Genomic DNA, 21,781 nt, shown 5'->3' with positions numbered 1-21,781 from the left:
CACTGCCGAAATACGGCCGCACGGACGACAGTAGGGGCATGAACACATTCATGAACTTCCTGGCCATAGCCGCACTTTTCGCTCTCGTCCTGCTGCCCGCACTCATCGGGCTCGCACGGGAGCGCCGGATCGACCGTGAGCTGCGCGCCGCGGAGTACGAACGGCGGGCGGAGCCCCCGGAAACGGCAGGCGCCGCGCAGCCGGTCACGGCCACGCGGCGCCCGTATCCCAGAGCCGGGGTCAGGGTCTAGAAGTCGTCGTCGAAGGCGACCGAGCCCTCCACCGCCACCTGGTACGCCGACGGGCGGCGCTCGAAGAAGTTCGTCAGCTCCTGAACACCCTGCAACTCCATGAACGAGAACGGGTTCTCGGAGCCGTACACCGCCGGGAAGCCGAGCCGGGTGAGCCGCTGGTCGGCGACACACTGCAGGTACTCGCGCATCGACTCGGTGTTCATGCCCGGCAGTCCGTCGCCGCACAGGTCGCGGCCGAACTGCAGCTCCGCGTCGACGGCCTCCTTCAGCATGTCGGTGACCTGCTGCTGGAGCTCGTCGTCGAAGAGGTCGGGCTCCTCCTTGCGGACGGTGTCGACGACCTCGAACGCGAAGTTCATGTGCATCGTTTCGTCACGGAAGACCCAGTTGGTCCCCGTGGCGAGACCGTGCAGCAGACCGCGCGAGCGGAACCAGTAGACGTACGCGAACGCGCCGTAGAAGAACAGCCCCTCGATGCACGCCGCGAAGCAGATCAGGTTCAGCAGGAAGCGTCGGCGGTCCGCCTTCGTCTCCAGCCGTTCGATCTTTTCGACCGAATCCATCCACTTGAAGCAGAACTGCGCCTTCTCGCGGATGGAGGGGATCTCCTCCACCGCGTCGAACGCGGCCGCGCGGTCGTCCGGGTCGGGCAGGTACGTGTCGAGCAGCGTCAGATAGAACTGGACGTGCACGGCCTCCTCGAAGAGCTGCCGCGACAGATACAGCCGCGCCTCGGGGGAGTTGATGTGCTTGTACAGCGTCAGCACAAGGTTGTTCGACACGATCGAGTCGCCGGTCGCGAAGAACGCGACGAGCCGGCCGATCATGTGCTGCTCGGCGGGTGTCAGCTTGGCGAGATCGGCGACGTCGGAGTGGAGGTCGACCTCCTCGACCGTCCAGGTGTTCTTGATCGCGTCGCGGTAGCGCTCGTAGAAGTCCGGGTAGCGCATGGGCCGCAGGGTCAGTTCGAAGCCCGGGTCGAGCAGATTCTTGTCGGTTGAGCTCATTACTGGCAGGCCTCGCAGGACTCGGGGTTTTCGAGGGAACAGGCGATCGCGTCCGCGTCGGGAGCCGAAGCCTGCTGTCCGGGAAGGGCAGCGGCGACCGTGGCCTGACCGGACGCCGCCCGGGCGATCCGGGTGGCCGGGCGTGAGCGCAGGTAGTACGTCGTCTTGAGCCCCTGCTTCCAGGCGTAGGCGTACATCGAGGAGAGCTTGCCGATCGTCGGCGTCTCCAGGAACAGGTTCAGCGACTGGCTCTGGTCCAGGAACGGTGTACGCGCCGCCGCCATGTCGATCAGACCGCGCTGAGGGATCTCCCACGCCGTGCGGTACAGCGCCCGTACGTCCTCCGGGATCCAGGCGAAGCCCTGCACCGAGCCGCTCGCCTCGCGCAGCGCCTCGCGGGTCCGCGCGTCCCACACGCCCAGCTGCTTCAGCTCGTTCACCAGGTAGGCGTTGACCTGGAGGAACTCACCGCTGAGGGTCTCGCGCTTGAAGAGGTTGGAGACCTGCGGCTCGATGCACTCGTACACCCCGGCGATCGAGGCGATCGTGGCGGTCGGAGCGATGGCGAGCAGCAGCGAGTTGCGCATGCCGGTCTGTGCGATCCGGGCGCGCAGCGCTTGCCAGCGCTCCGGCCAGCTCAGCTCGGTGTCGTAGTGGTCGGGGTGCAGTACGCCGCGGGCGGCGCGCGTCTTTGACCAGGCGGGCAGCGGACCGGAACGCTCGGCGAGGTCGCAGGACGCCTCGTACGCGGCGAGCATGATCCGCTCGGAGATCTTCGTGGAGAGCGCGCGGGCCTCGGGGGAGTCGAACGGCAGCCGCAGCCGGAAGAAGACGTCCTGGAGCCCCATCGCGCCCAGCCCCACCGGACGCCAGCGAGCGTTGGAGCGGCCGGCCTGCTCGGTCGGGTAGAAGTTGATGTCGACGACCCGGTCGAGGAACGTCACGGCGGTACGGACGGTGGCGTCCAGCCGCTCCCAGTCGATGTCGCCGTCGGCCACGAACGAACCGAGGTTGACCGAACCGAGGTTGCAGACGGCGGTCTCGCCGTCGTCGGTGACTTCGAGGATCTCGGTGCACAGGTTCGACGAGTGGACGACGCGACCCGGCTCGGCCGTCTGATTGGCCGTCCGGTTGGAGGCGTCCTTGAACGTCATCCAGCCCTGACCGGTCTGCGCGAGCGTCCGCATCATCCGGCCGTACAGCTCACGCGCGGGCATCGACTTGCGGGCCAGGCCCTTGGCCTCGGCGGCCCGGTACGCGGCGTCGAACTCGTCGCCCCACAGGTCGACCAGTTCCGGCACGTCGGCGGGGGAGAACAGCGACCAGTCGCCGTCCGCGTCGACCCGGCGCATGAACTCGTCCGGGATCCAGTGCGCCAGGTTGAGGTTGTGCGTACGCCGCTGGTCCTCGCCCGTGTTGTCGCGCAGCTCCAGGAATTCCTCGATGTCCGCGTGCCACGTCTCCAGGTAGACGGCGGCGGCGCCCTTGCGGCGGCCGCCCTGGTTCACTGCGGCGACCGAGGCGTCGAGCGTCTTCAGGAACGGCACGATGCCGTTGGAGTGCCCATTGGTGCCGCGGATCAGTGAGCCGCGGGCGCGGATCCGGGAGTACGACAGGCCGATGCCGCCCGCGTGCTTGGAGAGCCGCGCCACCTGGTGGTAGCGGTCGTAGATCGAGTCGAGCTCGTCCAGCGGCGAGTCCAGCAGATAGCAGGAGGACATCTGCGGGTGCCGGGTGCCGGAGTTGAAGAGTGTGGGGGAGGAGGGGAGGTAGTCGAGGCGGCTCATCAGGCCGTACAGCGAGGCGACCTCGTCCAGTGCGCGTACCGACTCGTCCTCGGCGAGACCGGCGGCGACGCGCAGCATGAAGTGCTGCGGCGTCTCGATGACCTGGCGGGTGAGCGGGTGGCGCAGCAGATAGCGGCTGTGCAGCGTCCGCAGCCCGAAGTAGCCGAACCGGTCGTCGGCGCCGTCGGCGAGGGACTGCTCGACCAGCGCGTCGAGCCGGGCCGCGTGGAGTGCCACGAACGCGGCCGTGCGGTCCGCGATCAGACCTTCGCGGTGGCCGACGGCTACCGAGGCGGAGAACGACAGCGCGCCCTGACCGGCCGCCTCGTCCGCGATGGTGCGGGTCAGGAGGCGGGCGGCGAGCCGGGAGTACGAGGGGTCCTCGGCGATCAGACCCGCGGCGGCCTCGGTGGCCAGCGCGCGCAACTCCGCCTCGTCCGACGCGGCGTTGCGGCCGCGCAGCGCGGCGGCGGCGACGCGACCGGGGTCGGTGTCGGGCAGATCGGCAGTGAGGTCGGTCAGGGTCCGCAGCAGTGCGGTACCGGGTCCGTCGTTCGTGGTTCCCGCGGACTCGGCGACTGAAGCCGGATCGGCTGGCGCGATGGTCACGTGGTGCTCTCCCTCGCTCGGCTCGGGGCCGGCGGGGGAGCGGGGCAGCCGCGCGGAGGCATGCCCGAAGAAGGAGGGCAGCACTGCGTGCGGCGTCCACCGGCCCATCCGCGAGGCCCGGACGTCTGGGCGTCCGGATCGGTCGAGCCGGACGCGCTGTCGGCAGGTCCTCGGACTTTCAGGGTGCGCAAAGGGGCACCGAATACACCGTTGCGGGACAGTTCCGGATTCGCACCGGATTTCCCTGCGGCGACAGCGAGCACGAGCATACATGTGGGGGCCGCCCGATGAGGCGGCCCCCACATGTTGTGTCGTACGGGTTCAGCATGATCGTACAAGGAGTCCCGATGCTTGGGCCCGGGAGGAATTGTTTCCCGTGGCTCGTAGGTGCGGAGTGCTGGAACAGTTTCGAAGGTCAGGTGGGTCGTTTCTGTTGCTCGATGTACTCCTTGATGAGGGACAGGGGTGCCCCGCCGCAGGACGGGGCGAAGCGGGACGGTGACCAGAAGTGCTGGCCCCACAGGTACTTGTGGGTGAGGTCGGGCAAGTCCTGTCGGAGGTGGCGAGTGGAGGCGTCCTTGAGGCAGCCGGCGAGTTCGGAGAGCGCGACTTTGGGCGAGTAGTGGACCAGGAGATGAACGTACTTGGTCCTGTTTGCCGTTGAACTCGACCAGCGTGGTACCGAAGTCCGCTCGCACGTCCCCCATGACCTGCGCGCAGCGCATCAGGATCTCGTCGGTGAACACGCCCCGCCGTATGTGGGGATGAAGACCAAGTGGGCGTGCAGGGTATGAATGATCATTCTTCCTCCGTGTATATCGGTGTGTAGTGCCTAATCTCAGGACGTGGGTCAATCTTGGGCGTTAGTCTGGCCGGGTGAAGCTGGTGGTGCAGGTCAAGCTCTTACCGACGTCCGTGCAGGCGGCGGCACTTGAGGCGACCCTGCGTGCCTGCAACGAGGCAGCCTCGTGGGCGAGTGAGGTTGCGTTCGAGAGGGAAACGTTCCGGAACTTCGCGCTGCGCGAGCACACCTACGCCGAGGTGAAGGAGCGGTGGGGGCTGGGAGCGCAGGCCGCCCAGCACGTGATCAAGAAGACCTGCGACGCGTACACCACGCTGCAGGCGAACCTGCGGGCGGGGAACCTCGGCAGGCCCGGCACGAAGCGCCACCGCCAGACCACCGGCAAGCCGGTCTCCTTCCGGTCCCATGCGGCCCAGCCCTATGACGACCGGATGCTGTCCTGGCAGATGGACACGCGCACCGTCTCGATCTGGACGACTGCCGGGCGGGTCAAGGGAGTCGCGTTCACCGGCAGTACGGAGCAGCTGGCCACCCTCGCCCGCTATCGCAAGGGTGAGTCGGATCTGGTGTGCCGGGACGGCTCCTGGTACCTGGTCGCGACCTGCGAGGTGCCCGAAGCGGAACTGAATACCGATCCGGTGGATTTCCTTGGGGTTGATCTGGGGATCGTGAACATCGCCACCACTTCGGACGGCCGCATCATGGCCGGACGGCAGCTCAACCGCATGCGGCTCCGCGACCGGAAGCTGCGCACCAAGCTGCAGAAGAAGAACACCAAGTCCGCCATGCGCCGCGCCGTACGGCGGCGCCGCAAGGACGCGCGGCGGGCCCGGGACATCAACCACAAGATCGCGAAACATATCGCGGCCGAGGCTGAACGCACCTCGCGCGGAATCGCCCTGGAAGACCTCACGGGCATCCGGGCGAGGGTACGGCTTCGCAAGCCCCAACGGGCCACGCTCCACACCTGGGCCTTCGCCCAGCTGGGAGAGTTCATCGTGTACAAGGCCCGCCGGGCAGGAGTGCCGGTGGTGTACGTCGACCCGGCGTACACCTCCCGCACCTGCGCCCAGTGCGGGCACATCGACAAGGCGAACCGGGTCTCCCAGGCCCGGTTCGTGTGCCGGTCGTGCGGATTCGTTGATCACGCCGACCGGAACGGCTCCCGCAACATCCGCGCCCGCGCGTGGACGTTGTGGCGACGCGGGGCCCCGTCAACGGCCCCTGCCGTCCCGCCTCCACGGCGGACGGCTGAACGCGGACAACGCATCACCGCCAGTGATGTCGCGTAACGCAAGCCCATCGCCTCAGCGACGGGTAGTTGACAGGCTCAGGCTGTACGTGAGCAGCGGGAGACCTGGAATGGGATCCCAGTCGCGCTCCGGAGTCCGTACGAAGCCCAGGCGGCGGTAGCCCCGGTGGGCCGCGAGCATGGCCGGCGTCGTCGACAGGACGAGCCGCGCGATGCCTTCCGTGCCGCGAGCCCGGTCGATACAGGCCTGTACGAGCGCCTCGCCGGCGCCAAGGCCGCGCGTCTCCCGTGCGACGGCGAGCATCCGGAACTCGGCCTCGTCGGGGCCGGCGACGTCAGCCCACGTATTGCCGGGCGGTGCATACGTGACTCCGCCGAGGAGCGTGCCGTCGGCACCGACGGCGACGAACACCTCGGCCTCGGCGACGCGACGGAGCACGGCCCGGAGCTTTTCGAGATACGGATCGTCGGCGCCGAAGTCGAGCAGACCGTCGTCGAGGTCGGCGTGGGCGGTGATCTCCCCGAGGGCGGTGTGTTCCGCTGGGGTGATCGGGCGGATCAACAGGTCCATGCCGGGGGTGTGCCGTACCGGCGAGGGAACCAGGGACTGTCTTCCGGATCGGGCCTGATCCAGACGAAAGGCCCTAACGCTGACGGCTGCTCAGGCCAGCTGTTTTCGCTGTGAGCCCGCCGTGTCCGCTGTCGGTGGACAACCCGGAAAGAACACAACGGTGCGCCATCATGACCGGATGGAGCGGAACGCAGCGGTGCATCGACTCGACCTGGGGTACTTCGTCCGACCTGCATCCGAGACCGGCGGCCCTCAGCCGCGGGTTGAACCCGTGCTCGCCTATTTGGTGCGGCGCGATGAAGGACTGATCCTCTTTGACACCGGTGTCGGATCCGCCGATCCCGAGGCCGAGGCCCACTACCGCCCTCAACGACGGCCGCTGGAGGGCGCCCTCGCGGCGGTCGGCGTCACCCTCGCGGATGTCTCCCTGGTCGTGAACTGCCACCTTCACTTCGACCACTGCGGCGGGAACCCCTTGCTGGCCAGAAAGCCGATCCTGGTGCAGGCCGTGGAGCTGGCCACTGCTCGCCAAGGCGATTACACGATTGACGAACTCATCGACTTCCCCGGTGCGACCTACGAGGAGATCGGCGGCGAAGCCGAGGTCTGGCCTGGAGTCTGGATCATTCCGACCCCCGGGCATACCGACGGGCACCAGTCGCTGGTGGTCAGGGAGAGCGATGGGACGGTGGTCCTCGCCGGTCAGGCGCACGACTTCGCGTCCCATTTCGCGTCGGATCACCTTGCCCGCCAGGCCACGCTCCAGGGTCTGGAGCAGCCGCTTCCGACCTATCAACGATGGCTGGAGCGGCTCACCGACTTCGACCCCCGACGCGTGCTCTTCGCACACGACTGCTCGGTCTGGGAGCCGCCCCGTCGGAGCGGCTGAGAACATCCACCCCAGGCGATACCCGGCTACCCAGGACAGGACTGGACCCTTCGACAAGATTTTCAGCAGTCTTCTAGCCGGCGGACGGGCTCGCGTCGGGTGACGGGCTCGACTCGGGCCTGGCCGACGGGAGTTCCACCCGGACGCCCGGGTCGCCCGCGTCCGCCGTGTAGTCCGCCGGGGAGGTCTCGTCGACGCCCGCCGGGGCCTTCACCGCGTTCAGGACGAACGTCAGCACCACGGTCACCACGGCGTTCAGCACGAACGCCGTCAGACCGATGTAGCCGATCTCGCCGATCCCCGGGATCTCCTTCGAGGATCCGCCGAAGTGCGCCTGGGTCGGGCTCGCCACTCCGTACGCGGCGAGCGTGCCGTACACCATGCCGACGGCCCAGCCCGCGAGCAGCGCCCAGCGGTGGAACCATCGGGTGAACAGGCCGCCGACCAGCGCCGGGAACGTCTGCAGGATCCAGATCCCGCCGAGCAGCTGGAAGTTGATCGCGACCGTCTTGTCCATGGTGAGGACAAAGACGAGCGCACCGACCTTCACCAGCAGCGACACCAGCTTGGAGACCTTCGTCTCCTGGGCCGGGGTCGCGTCGGGCTTCAGGAAGTCCTTGTAGATGTTCCGGGTGAAGAGGTTTGCCGCGGCGATCGACATGATCGCGGCGGGCACCAGCGCGCCGATGCCGATCGCGGCGAACGCCACACCGGCGAACCAGTCGGGGAACATGTTCTCGAACAGCTGCGGGATCGCCAACTGTCCGTTCTCCACCTTGACTCCGGCGGCGATCGCCATGAAGCCGAGCAACGCCAGCAGGCCCAGCATCAGCGAGTACAACGGCAGGATCGTGGTGTTCCGCCGGATCACCTCACGGCTGCGGCTGGAGAGCGTCGCCGTGATCGAGTGCGGGTACATGAAGAGGGCGAGCGCCGACCCCAGGGCCAGGGTCGCGTAACCCCATTGGCCGGGATCGGCCGGTGCGAGGGCGCCGCGCGGTTTGCCGGTTGCGGGGTTGGTCTGCGAGAACGCGTCGCCCGCCTTGGCGAAGATGTCGTCGAAGCCGCCCAGCTTGATCGGGATGTAGATGATTGCCACCGCGATGACCAGGTAGATCAGCCCGTCCTTGACGAACGCGATCAGCGCGGGGGCACGCAGCCCGGAGGAGTACGTGTACGCGGCGAGCACCGCGAACGCGATCAGCAACGGCAGGTCCTTGACGAACCAGTTGGTGTTCTCGCCGCCGCCGACGCCCATCACGTCAAGCACCGCCTGGATGCCGACGAGCTGAAGCGCGATGTACGGCATCGTGGCGAGGATGCCGGTGACGGCGACCGCCAGCGACAGACCCTTCGATCCGAAGCGACCGCGGACGAAGTCCGAGGTGGTGACGTACCCGTGCTTGTGCGACACCGACCACAGCCGCGGCAGGAAGGTGAAGATCAGCGGGTACACGAGGATGGTGTACGGGACCGCGAAGAAGCCGGCCGCTCCCGCTGCGTAGATCGCGGCGGGTACGGCGACGAAGGTGTACGCGGTGTACAGGTCGCCGCCGAGCAGGAACCAGGTGACCCAGGTGCCGAACGACCTGCCGCCCAGGCCCCATTCGTCGAGACTGGCCTCGTTCTCGGCCTTGCGCCAGCGCGCGGCCATGAAGCCGATGACCGTGACAGCCAGGAAGAAGAAGATGAAGACGCCGAGCGCGACGCCGTTCACGCCGTCCTTCATGCCGACGCACCCCCCTTGCGGGCGCGCTGGTCACGCTGCCAGAGCTTGTACGCGACCATCGTGAGCGCCGTGGAGATCAGCACCCAGACCATCTGGTACCAGTAGAAGAACGGGATGCCGATGAAGGTGGGGTCCACCTTCGCGTACGAACCCACCCAGAGCATCGCCACGAACGGGGCGGCGAGACAGAGGGCGATGAGCACTCTCACCGGTGTGACTGTCGGTGGTTTCGCGTCTGTTTCCTCGGGCATGTGGAGCCTCCATCTCCTCGCTGATCACCTGTTGTAATGTGCAGGCAATCTAGGGGAGCGTTTTGGCCACCGTCACCCCCTGTCCGCATTGCGGTCCGGCAACGGTGTGACGGAGCCGCTGGAGGGATTCTGCCCGGGGGACCGACTCCTGATGCTCTGTCCGGGGCCGGACAGTTGTCCGATCAGGAGCCGGTCCGCGGCCTCAGTCGGTCGGCCGCTTCAGCCGCGCCACGAACTTGTAACGGTCGCCGCGGTACACCGACCGCACCCACTCGACCGGTTCGCCCTGTCCGTCCAGGGAGTGACGGGACAGCATGAGCATCGGCAGGCCCACGTCCGTACCGAGCAGACCGGCTTCGCGCGGGGTGGCGAGCGAGGTCTCGATCGTCTCCTCGGCCTCGGCGAGCCGTACGTCGTACACCTCGGCCAGCGCCGTGTAGAGCGAGGTGTACTTCACCAGTGAACGACGCAATGCGGGAAAGCGTTTGGCCGAGAGGTGCGTGGTCTCGATGGCCATCGGTTCACCGCTGGCCAGGCGGAGCCGCTCGATCCGCAGCACCCGGCCGCCGGTGGTGATGTCGAGGAGCCCGGCGAGGGTGTCGTCGGCCGTGACATATCCGATGTCGAGTAGTTGAGATGTCGGTTCCAGGCCCTGGGCGCGCATGTCCTCGGTGTACGAGGTGAGCTGCAGGGCCTGGGAGACCTTCGGCTTGGCCACGAACGTGCCCTTGCCCTGGATGCGCTCCAGTCGGCCCTCGACGACCAGCTCCTGGAGCGCCTGGCGCACGGTCGTGCGCGAGGTGTCGAACTCTGCGGCCAGGGTCCGCTCCGGTGGCACCGGGGTGCCTGGCGGCATGGTGTCCGTCATGTCGAGGAGGTGGCGCTTCAGCCGGTAGTACTTCGGGACCCGCGCGGTGCGCGTGCCCGCGCCCGTCTCGTTCTCCGTACTGCCGCCCTCGGCACTCATGGCCCGCCTTCCCGACTGCTGCGTTGCTGCCGTCACCTGCTCCTCCGTCTGTCGCGGCTCACATGGTGGCACGGTCCGGTCACGGCTCGTCGCCCTCCCTCAGGTGTCGGTCCTATAACGGACGCGAGTGCACTTCTTATACACCCTTGACACCCCTAAAGGTCTAGGCCAAGCTCCGGGTACTGGTCTAAACCATTAAAGACCAGGTCCCAGCCCCACGGGCAGTACCCGTCGTATGCAATTGTGCGGCGGACGGCGATCTCGGGTGGTGGGGGGAATTCTCTTGCATCCCTGAGGAGGGTGTCGTGAAGCGCGGACTCATCGCGGCCATCGGTGTGGTGGCTCTCTTGGCCGGTGCCACTGCCTGTGGCTCGGACGACAAGACCGACAGCAGCAGCAAGAAGACCGTGCCCGACAGCTACAAGGGCCAGACGCTGACCGTCTGGGCCATGGACGGCTCCACGCCTCCCGGCTGGACCAAGGACCTCACCGCCGCCTTCAAGAAGAAGACCGGCGCCACGCTGAAGTTCCAGACCCAGAAGTGGGACGGCATTCAGCAGAAGATCACGACGGCTCTCTCCGAGTCGACCCCGCCGGACGTCATCGAGGTCGGCAACACCCAGACCCCGGCCTACGCGGCCACCGGGGGCCTCGCCGACCTGAGCGACCTCAAGCAGGAGATCGGCGGCGACTGGGTCGACGCGCTCAACAAGTCCTCGGTCTTCGACGGCAAGCAGTACGCCGCCCCGTGGTACTTCGCCAACCGCGTCGTCATCTACAACAAGAAGGTCTGGGCCGACGCCGGCATCACGGACACCCCGAAGACGCGCGACGAGTTCTTCAAGGACCTCGACGCCATCAAGAAGAAGGGCCAGGCCGAGCCGATCTACATGCCCGGCCAGAACTGGTACTTCTTCGACGGCCTGACCATCGGCCAGGGCGCGGACCTCGTGAAGAAGGAAGGCGACAAGTACGTCTCCAACCTCTCCGACCCCAAGGTCGCCGCGGCCATGGAGCTCTACAAGAAGTACCAGTCCTACTCCAAGGCCCCCAAGGACAAGGACGAGGCCACCCCGCAGCAGGCCGAGGTCTTCGCCAAGGGCAAGGTCGGTGCCTTCATCGGCATGGGCTGGGAGGCCGGCACGGCCATCGCGGCCAACAAGAAGATCGAGGGCGACATCGGCTACTTCACCATCCCGGGTGAGACCGCCGACAAGCCCGAGGGAGTCTTCCTCGGTGGCTCCAACTTCGCGGTAGCCGCGGGCAGCAAGAAGCAGGACCTCGCCAAGGAGTTCCTGAAGCTCGCCCTGTCCGACCAGTTCGAGGGCCAGCTGGCCAAGGAGAACGGCGTCATCCCGAACAAGGAGTCGCTCAACTCCAACCTGACGGGCAACGGTGCCGCCGAGGCCGCGGCCCCGGCCGCCACCGGTGGTGGCACCACCCCGCTCATCCCCGAGTGGGCCGCTGTCGAGAACGCGCCGAACCCGATCAAGAGCTACATGACCGCGGTTCTGAACGGTAAGTCCCCGGCCGACGCCGCCAAGGCGGTCGAGGCGGAGATCAACAAGCGTCTCTCGCAGAAGAGCTGACCGCACGCGCCGGGGGGCGGGCATCTGCCGCCCCCCGGCGCTCCCGCGTGACTCGACCGTACGGCCCAAGAAGAGATGGCGAGCATGTCAGCGCAGACCGAACAAGTGGACTCGGTCCCGGCAGCCGGCGTCCACAAGGATGACGCCCCTCCCGGCGGCCCCGCCGCATCGAGCACGGAGCGGGCCGGTGGATCCGCCCCCTACCTCCTCCTCCTGCCCGCACTGCTCGCCACAGCGGTGCTCCTGGGCTACCCGCTGGTCAAGAACGGCATGCTGTCGTTCCAGAACCTCAACCCGCGCCAGTTGATCCTCCACCTGACCGAGTGGAACGGCGTCGACAACTACAAGGAAATCCTCGGCAGCTCGGACTTCTGGAGGGTCGTCGAGCGGTCGGTCCTCTTCACCGCCGCCAACGTCGTCCTGATCATGCTGCTCGGGATGCTGGTCGGCCTGCTGCTCGCGCGGCTGGGCAAGAAGATGCGACTGCTGCTCATGCTGGGCCTGGTGCTCGCCTGGGCCATGCCGATGATCGCGGCGACCACGGTCTACCAGTGGCTGTTCGCCCAGCGGTTCGGTGTCGTCAACTACGTCCTCGACAGCCTCGGCTGGCACTCGATGGCCGACTTCAACTGGACGAGCAGTCAGTTCTCCACCTTCTCGCTGGTCACCCTGGTGATCGTCTGGCAGTCCATCCCGTTCGTGGCGATCAACCTGTACGCCGCGTCGACGACGATCCCCAAGGAGCTGTACGAGGCCGCCTCGCTCGACGGCGCCGGCTCCTGGAAGAGCTTCACCTCGGTGACGCTCCCGTTCCTCAAGCCGTTCCTGCTGGCCACGACGTTCCTCGAAGTCATCTGGGTCTTCAAGTCCTTCGCCCAGCTCTTCGCGATCAACGGCGGCGGCCCGGACCGGCTCACGGAGACCCTGCCCGTCTACGCGTTCGTCGAAGGCGTCGGCAACCAGCACTTCGGCATGGGTGCGGCCATCTCGTTCCTGACGATCATCGTTCTGCTGGCGATGACCGGTTACTACCTGCGCACCGTACTCAAGCAAGAGGAGGACGAGCTATGAGGCGCTCACTGTTCGGCCGGATCTGGCCCAACCTGACGGCTGTCGTCCTCTTCATAGGCTTCGCCTTCCCCGTCTACTGGATGTTCAGCACGGCGTTCAAGCCGACCGGCGACATCATCACCGACACCCCGGTGTGGATCCCCACCGACATCACCCTCGGGCACTTCAAGAAGGCCATCGCGGCCGACCACTTCTGGACCCTGGTCGGCAACTCGTTCACGGTGACGATCCTCTCCGTGGCCGCCTCGCTGGTGATCGCGCTGCTGGCGTCCTTCGCGATGGCGCGCATGCGCTTCAAGGGCCGCCGCGGCATCCTGCTGACGTTCATGATCGCGCAGATGGCGCCGTGGGAAGTCATGGTCATCGCGATCTACATGCTGGTCCGCGATGCGGACATGCTGAACAGCCTGGTCCCGCTGACGGTCTTCTACATGATGATGGTCCTGCCCTTCACCGTCCTGACGCTGCGCGGCTACGTCGCCGCGGTGCCCAAGGAACTGGAGGAGTCCGCCATGGTCGACGGCTGCACCCGCCCGCAGGCGTTCAGGAAGGTGATCCTGCCGCTGCTCGGCCCCGGTCTGATGGCGACCTCGCTCTTCGGATTCATCACCGCCTGGAACGAGTTCCCGCTCGTCCTCATCCTCAACAAGGACATCGAGTCCCAGACCCTGCCGCTCTGGCTCTCGCAGTTCCAGACCGCGTTCGGTGACGACTGGGGGGCGACCATGGCTGCCTCCTCGCTCTTCGCGATCCCGATCCTGATCCTCTTCATCTACTTGCAGCGCAAGGCCGTCAGCGGTCTTACCGACGGCGCCGTGAAGGGATAACGCCGCGTCATGACCACGCTCACCTCCACCACGGACACCGTCACGCGCGACGCCCTGGCCGTCCTGCAGCCGGGGTTCGCCGGCACCACCGCGCCGGACTGGCTGCTGCGCCGAGTCGGCGAGGGACTCTCCTCCGTCGGTCTGTTCGGCCGCAACATCGAGACGCCGGAGCAGCTCTCCGCGCTCACCGCCCAGCTCCGGGCCGAGCGGGACGACGTACTCGTCGCGATCGACGAGGAGGGCGGTGACGTCACCCGGCTCGAGGTGCGTCACGGCTCGTCCTTCCCAGGCAACCTCGCACTCGGCGCCGTCGACGACCTGGGGCTGACCCGTGCGGTCGCCCAGGAGCTCGGCCGCCGGCTCGCCGAGTGCGGCGTCAACCTCAACTGGGCGCCGTCCGCCGACGTCAACTCGAACCCGGGCAACCCGGTCATCGGCGTACGGTCCTTCGGAGCCGACCCGCACCTCGTCGCCCGTCACACCGCCGCGTACGTCGAGGGACTCCAGGCCGCCGGGGTCGCCGCCTGCACCAAGCACTTCCCGGGGCACGGCGACACCGCGGTCGACTCGCACCACGCGCTGCCCCGCATCGATGTGGACCTCGACACCCTGCACGCCCGTGAGCTGGTGCCTTTCCGGGCGGCGATCGCGGCAGGTTCCAAATCGGTGATGAGCGCGCACATTCTGCTTCCCGCGCTCGACCCCGACCGCCCGGCGACGCTGAGCCCGCAGATCCTCACCGGCCTGCTGCGCGAGGAACTGGGTTACGACGGGCTGATCGTCACCGACGGCATGGAGATGCGGGCCATTTCCTCGACGTACGGGATTGAGCGCGGTTCCGTCCTCGCGATCGCCGCGGGCGCCGACGCGATCTGTGTCGGCGGCGGGCTGGACGACGAGGACACCGTGCTGCGGCTGCGCGACGCGCTGGTCGCGGCGGTACGGACCGGCGAACTGCCCGAGGAGCGGCTGGCCGACGCGGCGGCGCGGGTACGTGCCCTCGCGTCCTGGACGCGGCGGGCGAGGGGGGTTGTCCCGGAGCCGGGCGCGGCAACGCAGGAGGGGACCGCGCCCGGCACCGGTATCGCTTCCGACATCGGCCTGGTGGCCGCCCGTCGTGCGGTGCAGGTGTCCGGCACGGCCGGACCACTGACCGAACCGGCGTACGTCGCCGCGTTCACTCCGGTCGCGAACATTGCGGTCGGCGACGAGACCCCGTGGGGCATCGCGGCCGAACTGGCCCGGATCCTGCCGGGCACCGGCACCGACACCTACAACAGCGAGACCGAGGCCCCCGTGACAGCGGTCCTGGACGCCGCGGGGGACCGCCGCATCGTCGCGGTCGTCCGCGACGCCCACCGTCACCCGTGGATGACGGACGCCATGGACGCCCTGATCGCCGAGCGCCCCGACACCGTGGTCGTCGAAATGGGCGTTCCCCAGGAGTCCCCGAGAGGCGCGCTGTACGTAGCCACCCACGGCGCAGCCCGAGTCTGCGGCCAGGCAGCAGCAGAGGCCATCACGGGATCATCCGGCCCGTCCGGAGCCTGACACGGGAACGGTCCGCACGCCGCCAGGGGGGTTGAGCCGGGACTCACTCCTGCTCACTGCCCAGGACCGGTTCCGACCTCGGTCCGGCGATCGAGGAAGACGCGCCCGCCGGTCGCGCAACCGGCACACGAAAGGGCCGGGACACCCCATGCGGTGTCCCGGCCCTTTCGAGCCATCAGGCCCTGTCCGGCAAGCTTTGCCCCGTCGCACCGCCCGCTCGCCGCGTCGGCCAAAAGCCCAGGCGGCTCATTCCCCCTGCTCTCCACTCCGTTCGAGCAGGGGGACCCCATCCGAGGATGTCCGGCCGCCTTGCGATCGCACGCACCGGACGACGCTCCTCATGGGGCAGACATGGCCGGTCGCGGCGCTAGATCCCCTGCCACCGCGGCTTCGCCGCATACGTGGCCCGGAAGTAGTCCGCCAGCTTCAGCTTCGACGCCGCGGCCTCGTCCACGACCACCGTCGCATGCGGATGCAGCTGCAGGGCCGACGCCGGTACGAACGACGCCACCGGCCCCTCGACCGTCAGCGCCACCGCCTCGGCCTTGCCCTCGCCCGTCGCCAGCAGGATCGGGTGGCGGGACTCCAGGATCGTGCCGATGCCCTGCGTGATGACGTGGTGCGGCACCTGGCTGATGTCGTTGTCGAAGAAGCGCGCGTTGTCGACGCGGGTCTGCTGGGTCAGCGTCTTGATCCGGGTACGGGACGCCAGCGAGGAGCACGGCTCGTTGAACCCGATGTGCCCGTCCGTGCCGATCCCGAGCAGCTGCAGGTCCACTCCGCCCGCCGTGGCAAGCGCCTGGTCGTACGCCTCGCAGGCGGCCTGGACGTCCTCGGCGGAGCCGTCCGGGCCCATGAAGGACTCCTCTGACAGTCCGAGCGGCTCGACGACCTCGCGCAGCACCACCGAACGGTACGACTCGGGGTGGCCGGCCGGCAGTCCCACGTACTCGTCGAGCTGGCAGATGCGCGCACGCGAGGCGTCCACCTCGCCGGAGCGCACCTTGGCCGCCAGCGCCTGGTAGATGGGCAGCGGGGTCGAGCCGGTGGCAACGCCGAGAAGGGCGTCGGGCTTGCGGCTCAGCAGGGCGCCGATGGCTCCCGCGATGAGTTCGCCGCCTGCCTTGGCGTCCGGGACGATGACAACTTCCACGCGGGGCCTGCCGATCTGAAGAGTCGCGACATGTGGTATAGACCAATCTAAGGCTAATCTAGCAGAGCCTGGCAACCCGCAGGTGACGTCCGGCTTCCCTTCGTGCGCTGTCCGGCCGCAGCCCGCTGGCGGCGCTCCCGCACCCCGTGGTCGACTTGGTCGAACGGCGCTCCGGACGCACCGAGACACCCCTGGGAGGCGCCCGACATGTCCGCCACGTTTTCGGCCGGTCAGGAGGAGCAGCCGGGCCGGATCATGTCCGGCGAGATGGCCGAGCAGCCCGGGGTGCTGCGCCGCATCCTCGACCGGGGCGCCCCCCTGATCCGCGCGGTGGCCACCGAGATCGCGGCGAAGAAGCCGCGCTTCGTCCTCCTCACCGCCCGCGGCACGTCGGACAACGCCGCGCTCTACGCGAAGTACCTGCTGGAGATCCGGCTCGGGCTGCCCTGCGGTCTGGCCTCGATGTCGACCACCACCGCGTACGGTGCGAAGCCGGACCTGCGCGACGTCCTCGTCATCACGGTCAGCCAGTCCGGCGGCTCGCCCGACCTGGTGGCGTCCACCGGAGCGGCCCGCGAGGCCGGTGCCCTCACCCTGGCCGTCACCAACAACCCGGACTCGCCGCTCGCCGCCGTCTCCGAGTACCACATCGACATCCTGGCGGGTCCGGAGAAGGCTCTCCCGGCCACGAAGACCTACACCGCCTCCCTGCTGTCCCTCTATCTCTTCGTCGAGGGCCTGCGCGGCGGTGACGGCGGCGCCGCCGCGAGCCTGCCGGAACTGGCGGAGGCGATCCTGGCCCGCAAGGACGAGGTCAAGGCCTTGGCCGCGCGCTACCGTTTCGCCGAGCGCATGGTCATCACCTCGCGCGGCTACGGCTACCCGACGGCCAAGGAAGCCGCTCTGAAGCTGATGGAGACGAGCTACATCCCCGCTCTCTCCTACTCGGGCGCGGATCTGCTGCACGGCCCGCTCGCCATGGTCGACAACATCTCCCCGGTGATCGCCGTCGTCACGGACGGCCGGGGCGGCGAGGCCCTCCAGCCGGTCCTGGACCGGCTGCGCGGCCGCGGCGCGGACCTCTTCGTGGTCGGCCCCAAGGCCCAGGTGGAGGCGGCGTCCGGGGGATTCGTACTGCCGACGGCCGGGGTCGCCGAGGAGGTCCAGCCGATCCTGGAGATCCTGCCGCTGCAGATGCTGGCGTACGAGGTGACGATCGCCCGCGGCCAGGACCCGGACGCGCCCCGTGCCCTGGCCAAGGTCACCGAGACCCGCTGACCGCGCCGGTCTCCGGTGGGAGAGGTCCGCAGAGACACCCGCGGGCCGCGGCGCCGGGGCGGGACCCTCAGCCCGTCCGGCACCGCAGCCCGGAGTTGCTCGGCCGGCGGTGTGCGGTGCCCCCGGCCGGGGGAGGTACCGGCGCAGTCAGGGCAGAGAGCGCGGGTACCTCGATCCACTCTCCTGTGCGGGGAGAGCGGAAGCTCTGTCTTGAGCATTGTGGACTAGACCATTCTCGTCTGTCCATCCATCGGAGCACGCCAATTTGCGGCCACTGTCCCCTTGCACGTACGGGCAGGCCGTTCGGTTCGGAACCGGTGCGTATCCACAGGTACGCTCGCACACGTGCCCTCCATGAACGACCTCGTCCGCCAGCACACAGCCCTCGGCGACACCGACCTCGAGTGGCTGCATCTACTGGTCTCGGAGTGGCAGCTGCTCTCCGACCTGTCCTTCGCCGACCTCGTCCTGTGGGTGCCCACCCGCGACGGGACCCGCTATGTGTCCGTCGCCCAGATGCGGCCCAACACGGGACCCACCTCGTACCAGGACGACATGGTCGGCCATCTGGTGCCGCGCGGCCGCCGCCCGCTGCTGGACGCGGCGCTGGACGAGGGCCGGATCGTCCGCGAGGGCGACCCGGAGTGGCGCGAGGAGGTGCCGGTACGGGTCGAGTCGATCCCCGTGCGCAGGGAGGGCCGGGTTCTGGGCGTCATCGCCCGCAACACGAATCTCCTGACCGTCCGTACCCCGTCCCGGCTGGAGCTCACCTATCTGCAGTCGGCCTCCGACCTGGCCCAGATGATCGCCGCGGGGTCCTTCCCGTTCCCGGGCCAGCAGGTCGACATGGATGCATCGCCGCGTGTCGGTGACGGACTGATCAGGCTCGACGCCGACGGTGTCGTTCAGTACGCCAGCCCCAACGGCCTCTCCGCATACCACCGCCTCGGTCTCGCCTCCGACCTCGTCGGACACCACCTCGGCAGGACCACCGCCGAACTCGCCCCCTCCCGCGGCCCGGTGGACGAGGCCCTGGTCAAACTGGCGAGCGGTTATGCGCCCCGGGAGTTCGAGGTCGAATGCGCGGGCGGTGTGATCCAGCTCCGGGCGATCCCGCTCAAGCCCAAGGGGGTCAGGATCGGCTCCCTGGTCCTCCTCCGTGACGTCACCGAACTGCGTCGCCGCGAGCGCGAGTTGATCACGAAGGACGCGACCATCCGGGAGATCCACCACCGGGTGAAGAACAACCTTCAGACGGTGGCTGCCCTGTTGCGTCTGCAGGCCCGCCGGATGGGGTCCGCGCAGGGCCGCGAAGCCCTCAACGAGGCGGTACGGCGCGTCGGTTCGATCGCCATCGTCCATGAGACGCTGTCCCAGAATCTGGACGAGCGAGTCGAGTTCGACGAGATCGCCGACCGGGTCATCGCGATGGTCGCCGAGATCTCCCCGGGCCGGGTCACCTGCCGGCGTACGGGGCGCTTCGGCATCCTCGATGCGGAAGTGGCCACTCCGCTTGCCATGGTGCTCACCGAGGTGCTTCAGAACGCCCTGGAGCACGCGTTCACCGTCGGCCAGAGCGGCACGGTCGAGGTCTCGGCGGTGCGCGGCGGCTCGTCGGCCGAGGCGCGATTGCTGATCACCGTCCAGGACGACGGGTGCGGGCTGCCCGAGGGGTTCGACCCGCAGCGGGCCGGCAACCTGGGGCTGCAGATCGTACGGACGCTGGTGGAGGGCGAGTTGAGCGGATCGTTCGGCATGGTCCCGGCCCCCGGGCGCGGCACCCAGGTGGTCCTCGACATTCCGGTCCGCGCGGAGAAGTGACCGGGCCGCCGCCGGGGCGCACCCGACGGACGGCGCGAACGGGAATGCGCAAAGCAGTGGGCCCGGACCGTTGATCACGGTCCGGGCCCACTGCTTCATGCGTGCGCTTTTGGGGTACTGCGCGCTGCGACTCGGGGGGCGGGTTCGTGCGTACGCTCTGTACGCGCCGCCTGACTGAGGCTCGTAGCGGTGGCGTCGAATCAGGCGCTGGCGTTACGCGCCCGGTTGCGAGCGGCACGGCGCTTCATTGCGCGGCGCTCGTCCTCGCTGAGGCCACCCCAGACGCCGGAGTCCTGGCCGGACTCGAGCGCCCACTGCAGGCACTGCTCCATGACGGGGCAGCGACGGCAGACGGCCTTGGCTTCCTCGATCTGCAGCAGCGCAGGACCGGTGTTGCCGATGGGGAAGAACAGCTCGGGGTCTTCCTCACGACAAACGGCGTTGTGACGCCAGTCCATGGCTGCTACCTCTCCTTGGTATTACATACACGTTGCTTGTGAATGTGAACGCTTTCACGAATCCCCCCACAAGTGATGGGCCGACGCCCAGATGAACTGGTTGTGGTCCTGTGCAAGTGAGGAGGGGTTCTGGCTCTCAGTGGAGGCCGTTGTTGCGGGCCGTCCCGATCGCCATGTAGAGATTCGCAAACCTCGGCGGCGGATACAACCCCTTCTGGAAACTTTTTTTTGATTCCTCGGTGTCGGCTAGGTCACAGCCGTACTTCCATGGGGTGGAAGCCAGTCCAAACGTTCGAGTTAAAGGACTTTTGCTCCTTCCGCTCACACAATCACACGCAGTGCACGGCGTACGCCTGTGAACGTCACACTCGTGCGCAGGCCCAGGTGGTCACCGTCCATCTGGAAGGGCAGCGGGACCTTTGAATGCAAGGTGAAGTCCGTGAGGTCGTGGAGTGAAACCGCGTGCTTGCCGTGCGGGCCCTTCTCGGGGCTCGAGGTGAGCAGCTGGGTGCCGTACCGGGCGACCGCCGGAGTGGAGAGGCGCTTCAGGCCGAGGACGTCCAGGGCTGTGTCGAACGACGCCTTCGGGGACGCGTACATCGGGCGGTTCCCCAGGTAGGTCCAGGGGGCGGTGTTCGAAATTATGGAGAGCGCGAGATCGGTGACCGGGTCCTGGCCGGGGACGTCCAGCGTGATCACCCCGTGCCGCCGGTGCGGCTCCTCCAGGAACTGCCGGACCACCTGGCGCACGTACAGCGCATGTGTGGACCGCTTCCCGCGTTCGCGTTTCTGTTCGACGCGACCGACCACGCCCGCGTCGAACCCGAGACCGGCACAGAACGTGAACCAGCGTTCGGGGACCGACTCGTCCTCGGTGCCCGGCGTGCCGGCCGCAAGCCCCAGGCCGACCGTGCGTTCGGTCCGGTTGGCGAGCGCGTCCAGGATGGCTCCGGTCGCCTCCACCGCGTCGTTCGGCAGGCCGAGTGCGCGCGCGAAGACATTGGTGGAGCCACCGGGGACCACGGCCAGGCTCGGCAGGTTGCCGATGTCGGGACCGCGGTGCAGCAGACCGTTCACGACCTCGTTGACCGTGCCGTCGCCGCCGAGGGCGACGACGAGATCGATGTCGTCCGAGTCCGCGGCCCGCCGTCCCAGGTCCCGGGCATGCCCCCGGTACTCCGTGGTCACCGCCTCGAGCTTCATCTCGCTGGCGAGCGCGTGGATGAGCACGTCACGGGTACGCGCACTGGTGGTGGTAGCAGCTGGATTGACCACGAGGAGTGCGCGCATGGCCGCCAGACTACCTACCGCGCGGTACCCGTCTGAAGTCCCGCCCCCCGCCCTTCACGTTCGGTGACGGCACGGCTGCAAGGGGCTCGGGCGCGGCACCCCGGCCAGGACCCCGGCTTCGCTTTCAGCGGGCCGGGATGTCAACCTGCAAGGGTGAGTACTCAGCAGAACATGCCGTCCTCGTCGCCCATGGCCGAGCCGACGAAGCCGGCCAGGATCACTCTCGTGGCCGGGCTCAATGTCCTCGAAGGGGCGGCGCTCGCCCTCGGCGGGATCTACATGCTGGTCATGGGGCTGCTCGGTCGGCCCGAGAGCCCGCAGCAGGCGGAGATGGGCGGGCTCACTCTGATCGCCCTGGGCCTGATCCCGCTGATCGCGTCCCGCGGACTGGTGCGGCGGCGCAGCTGGAGCCGCGGCCCGGCGCTCATCACACAGATCATCGCGCTGCCGGTGGCCTGGACGCTGCTGCGGTCGCACGGCGCTCTGATCCCGGCCGGGATCGTCCTCGCCGCGGTTTCGCTGACGGCGCTTTTCCAGCTGGCCAGGCCGGCGACCCGGGAAGCGCTCGGCATCCGCGGACCGGGCGCGACGCCGGACGCGTGACCTGGCGGCGCAGCACGTCCGC

General features: G+C 68.2%; 19 protein-coding genes, 1 pseudogene and 1 riboswitch. Of the genes and pseudogenes, 10 read left to right on the top strand and 10 right to left on the bottom strand.

From position 1 onward, the window contains the following. Window positions 1-38: 38 nt before the first annotated feature. The gene (locus OG395_RS21605) at window positions 39-251 is read left to right on the top strand and encodes a hypothetical protein (protein ID WP_327244431.1); all 213 of its coding nucleotides are present in this window, start codon (window positions 39-41) and stop codon (window positions 249-251) included. Here OG395_RS21605 and OG395_RS21600 read toward each other — a convergent pair. The 3 genes and pseudogenes from OG395_RS21600 to tnpA form a co-directional block, all read right to left on the bottom strand. Beyond that, window positions 248-1,261: a ribonucleotide-diphosphate reductase subunit beta gene (locus OG395_RS21600; protein WP_327244430.1), complete on the bottom strand. Its 1,014-nt coding sequence runs from the start codon at window positions 1,259-1,261 to the stop codon at window positions 248-250. The genes OG395_RS21605 and OG395_RS21600 overlap by 4 nt on opposite strands. Beyond that, entirely contained in the window at window positions 1,261-3,657 is a 2,397-nt protein-coding gene (locus tag OG395_RS21595) for a ribonucleoside-diphosphate reductase subunit alpha (RefSeq protein ID WP_327244429.1), read from the bottom strand. Before OG395_RS21595 ends, OG395_RS21600 begins: the two co-directional genes overlap by 1 nt. A gap of 156 nt (window positions 3,658-3,813) precedes the next feature. Further along, window positions 3,814-3,913: riboswitch (adenosylcobalamin-variant (AdoCbl-variant) riboswitch) on the bottom strand. Window positions 3,914-4,072: 159 nt separating this feature from the next. Further along, a pseudogene (tnpA, locus tag OG395_RS21590) lies at window positions 4,073-4,459 on the bottom strand (IS200/IS605 family transposase). Between the two features lie 74 nt (window positions 4,460-4,533). Between tnpA and OG395_RS21585 the strand changes: the two are divergent. Further along, the gene (locus OG395_RS21585) at window positions 4,534-5,751 is read left to right on the top strand and encodes an RNA-guided endonuclease InsQ/TnpB family protein (protein ID WP_327244428.1); all 1,218 of its coding nucleotides are present in this window, start codon (window positions 4,534-4,536) and stop codon (window positions 5,749-5,751) included. Window positions 5,752-5,766: 15 nt separating this feature from the next. Here the strand turns inward: OG395_RS21585 and OG395_RS21580 are convergent, their stop codons facing one another. Next, entirely contained in the window at window positions 5,767-6,282 is a 516-nt protein-coding gene (locus OG395_RS21580; protein ID WP_327244427.1) for a GNAT family N-acetyltransferase, read from the bottom strand. Between the two features lie 178 nt (window positions 6,283-6,460). Between OG395_RS21580 and OG395_RS21575 the strand changes: the two genes are divergently transcribed. Continuing rightward, window positions 6,461-7,171 (top strand): N-acyl homoserine lactonase family protein, encoded by a 711-nt coding sequence (locus OG395_RS21575; protein WP_327244426.1) that lies wholly within the window; start codon window positions 6,461-6,463, stop codon window positions 7,169-7,171. 73 nt (window positions 7,172-7,244) lie between these two features. Here OG395_RS21575 and mctP read toward each other — a convergent pair whose 3' ends face one another. From mctP to OG395_RS21560, 3 genes are all read right to left on the bottom strand, one after another. After that, window positions 7,245-8,900, bottom strand: coding sequence for a monocarboxylate uptake permease MctP (gene mctP / locus OG395_RS21570; protein ID WP_266981678.1), 1,656 nt, complete (start codon window positions 8,898-8,900; stop codon window positions 7,245-7,247). Continuing rightward, window positions 8,897-9,151 (bottom strand): DUF3311 domain-containing protein, encoded by a 255-nt coding sequence (locus tag OG395_RS21565; RefSeq protein ID WP_327244425.1) that lies wholly within the window; start codon window positions 9,149-9,151, stop codon window positions 8,897-8,899. Before OG395_RS21565 ends, mctP begins: the two co-directional genes overlap by 4 nt. 202 nt (window positions 9,152-9,353) lie before the next feature. Beyond that, the gene (locus OG395_RS21560; protein WP_327249409.1) at window positions 9,354-10,118 is read right to left on the bottom strand and encodes a GntR family transcriptional regulator; all 765 of its coding nucleotides are present in this window, start codon (window positions 10,116-10,118) and stop codon (window positions 9,354-9,356) included. Between the two features lie 305 nt (window positions 10,119-10,423). Here OG395_RS21560 and OG395_RS21555 point away from each other — a divergent pair, with 305 nt between their 5' ends. The 4 genes from OG395_RS21555 (at window position 10,424) to OG395_RS21540 (ending at window position 15,156) form a co-directional block, all read left to right on the top strand. Then, window positions 10,424-11,707, top strand: a complete 1,284-nt coding sequence (locus tag OG395_RS21555; protein ID WP_327244424.1) for an extracellular solute-binding protein — start codon at window positions 10,424-10,426, stop codon at window positions 11,705-11,707. 84 nt (window positions 11,708-11,791) lie between these two features. After that, on the top strand, window positions 11,792-12,778 hold the full coding sequence (locus OG395_RS21550; protein WP_327244423.1) for a carbohydrate ABC transporter permease: 987 nt from the start codon (window positions 11,792-11,794) through the stop codon (window positions 12,776-12,778). Further along, the gene (locus OG395_RS21545) at window positions 12,775-13,605 is read left to right on the top strand and encodes a carbohydrate ABC transporter permease (protein ID WP_327244422.1); all 831 of its coding nucleotides are present in this window, start codon (window positions 12,775-12,777) and stop codon (window positions 13,603-13,605) included. Before OG395_RS21550 ends, OG395_RS21545 begins: the two co-directional genes overlap by 4 nt. A gap of 9 nt (window positions 13,606-13,614) precedes the next feature. Next, window positions 13,615-15,156 carry a glycoside hydrolase family 3 protein gene (locus OG395_RS21540; RefSeq protein ID WP_327244421.1) on the top strand — a complete coding sequence of 514 codons (1,542 nt, stop codon included), beginning with the start codon at window positions 13,615-13,617 and terminating at the stop codon, window positions 15,154-15,156. Between the two features lie 367 nt (window positions 15,157-15,523). Here the strand turns inward: OG395_RS21540 and nagB are convergent, their stop codons facing one another. Next, entirely contained in the window at window positions 15,524-16,309 is a 786-nt protein-coding gene (gene nagB / locus OG395_RS21535; protein ID WP_327244420.1) for a glucosamine-6-phosphate deaminase, read from the bottom strand. A gap of 207 nt (window positions 16,310-16,516) precedes the next feature. Here nagB and OG395_RS21530 point away from each other — a divergent pair, with 207 nt between their 5' ends. Next, the gene (locus tag OG395_RS21530; protein WP_327244419.1) at window positions 16,517-17,587 is read left to right on the top strand and encodes an SIS domain-containing protein; all 1,071 of its coding nucleotides are present in this window, start codon (window positions 16,517-16,519) and stop codon (window positions 17,585-17,587) included. 354 nt (window positions 17,588-17,941) lie between these two features. Beyond that, window positions 17,942-19,408 carry a PAS domain-containing sensor histidine kinase gene (locus OG395_RS21525; RefSeq protein WP_327249408.1) on the top strand — a complete coding sequence of 489 codons (1,467 nt, stop codon included), beginning with the start codon at window positions 17,942-17,944 and terminating at the stop codon, window positions 19,406-19,408. 200 nt (window positions 19,409-19,608) lie between these two features. On the opposite strand, the gene OG395_RS21520 is transcribed toward OG395_RS21525, so the two are convergent. Together OG395_RS21520 and OG395_RS21515 are read right to left on the bottom strand one after the other, a co-directional pair. Further along, window positions 19,609-19,866, bottom strand: coding sequence for a WhiB family transcriptional regulator (locus OG395_RS21520; RefSeq protein ID WP_003953983.1), 258 nt, complete (start codon window positions 19,864-19,866; stop codon window positions 19,609-19,611). Window positions 19,867-20,187: 321 nt separating this feature from the next. Next, window positions 20,188-21,156, bottom strand: a complete 969-nt coding sequence (locus tag OG395_RS21515; RefSeq protein ID WP_327244418.1) for a diacylglycerol/lipid kinase family protein — start codon at window positions 21,154-21,156, stop codon at window positions 20,188-20,190. A gap of 225 nt (window positions 21,157-21,381) precedes the next feature. Here OG395_RS21515 and OG395_RS21510 point away from each other — a divergent pair, with 225 nt between their 5' ends. Continuing rightward, the gene (locus OG395_RS21510; RefSeq protein ID WP_327249407.1) at window positions 21,382-21,759 is read left to right on the top strand and encodes a hypothetical protein; all 378 of its coding nucleotides are present in this window, start codon (window positions 21,382-21,384) and stop codon (window positions 21,757-21,759) included. Window positions 21,760-21,781: the final 22 nt, after the last annotated feature.

Origin of the sequence: Streptomyces sp. NBC_01320, from assembly GCF_035974375.1 — a bacterium.
In the GTDB taxonomy this organism is placed as follows: domain Bacteria; phylum Actinomycetota; class Actinomycetes; order Streptomycetales; family Streptomycetaceae; genus Streptomyces; species Streptomyces yanii.
The sequence above is the reverse complement of the archived record's forward strand: the minus strand, read 5'-3'. Positions and strand labels throughout refer to the sequence as shown.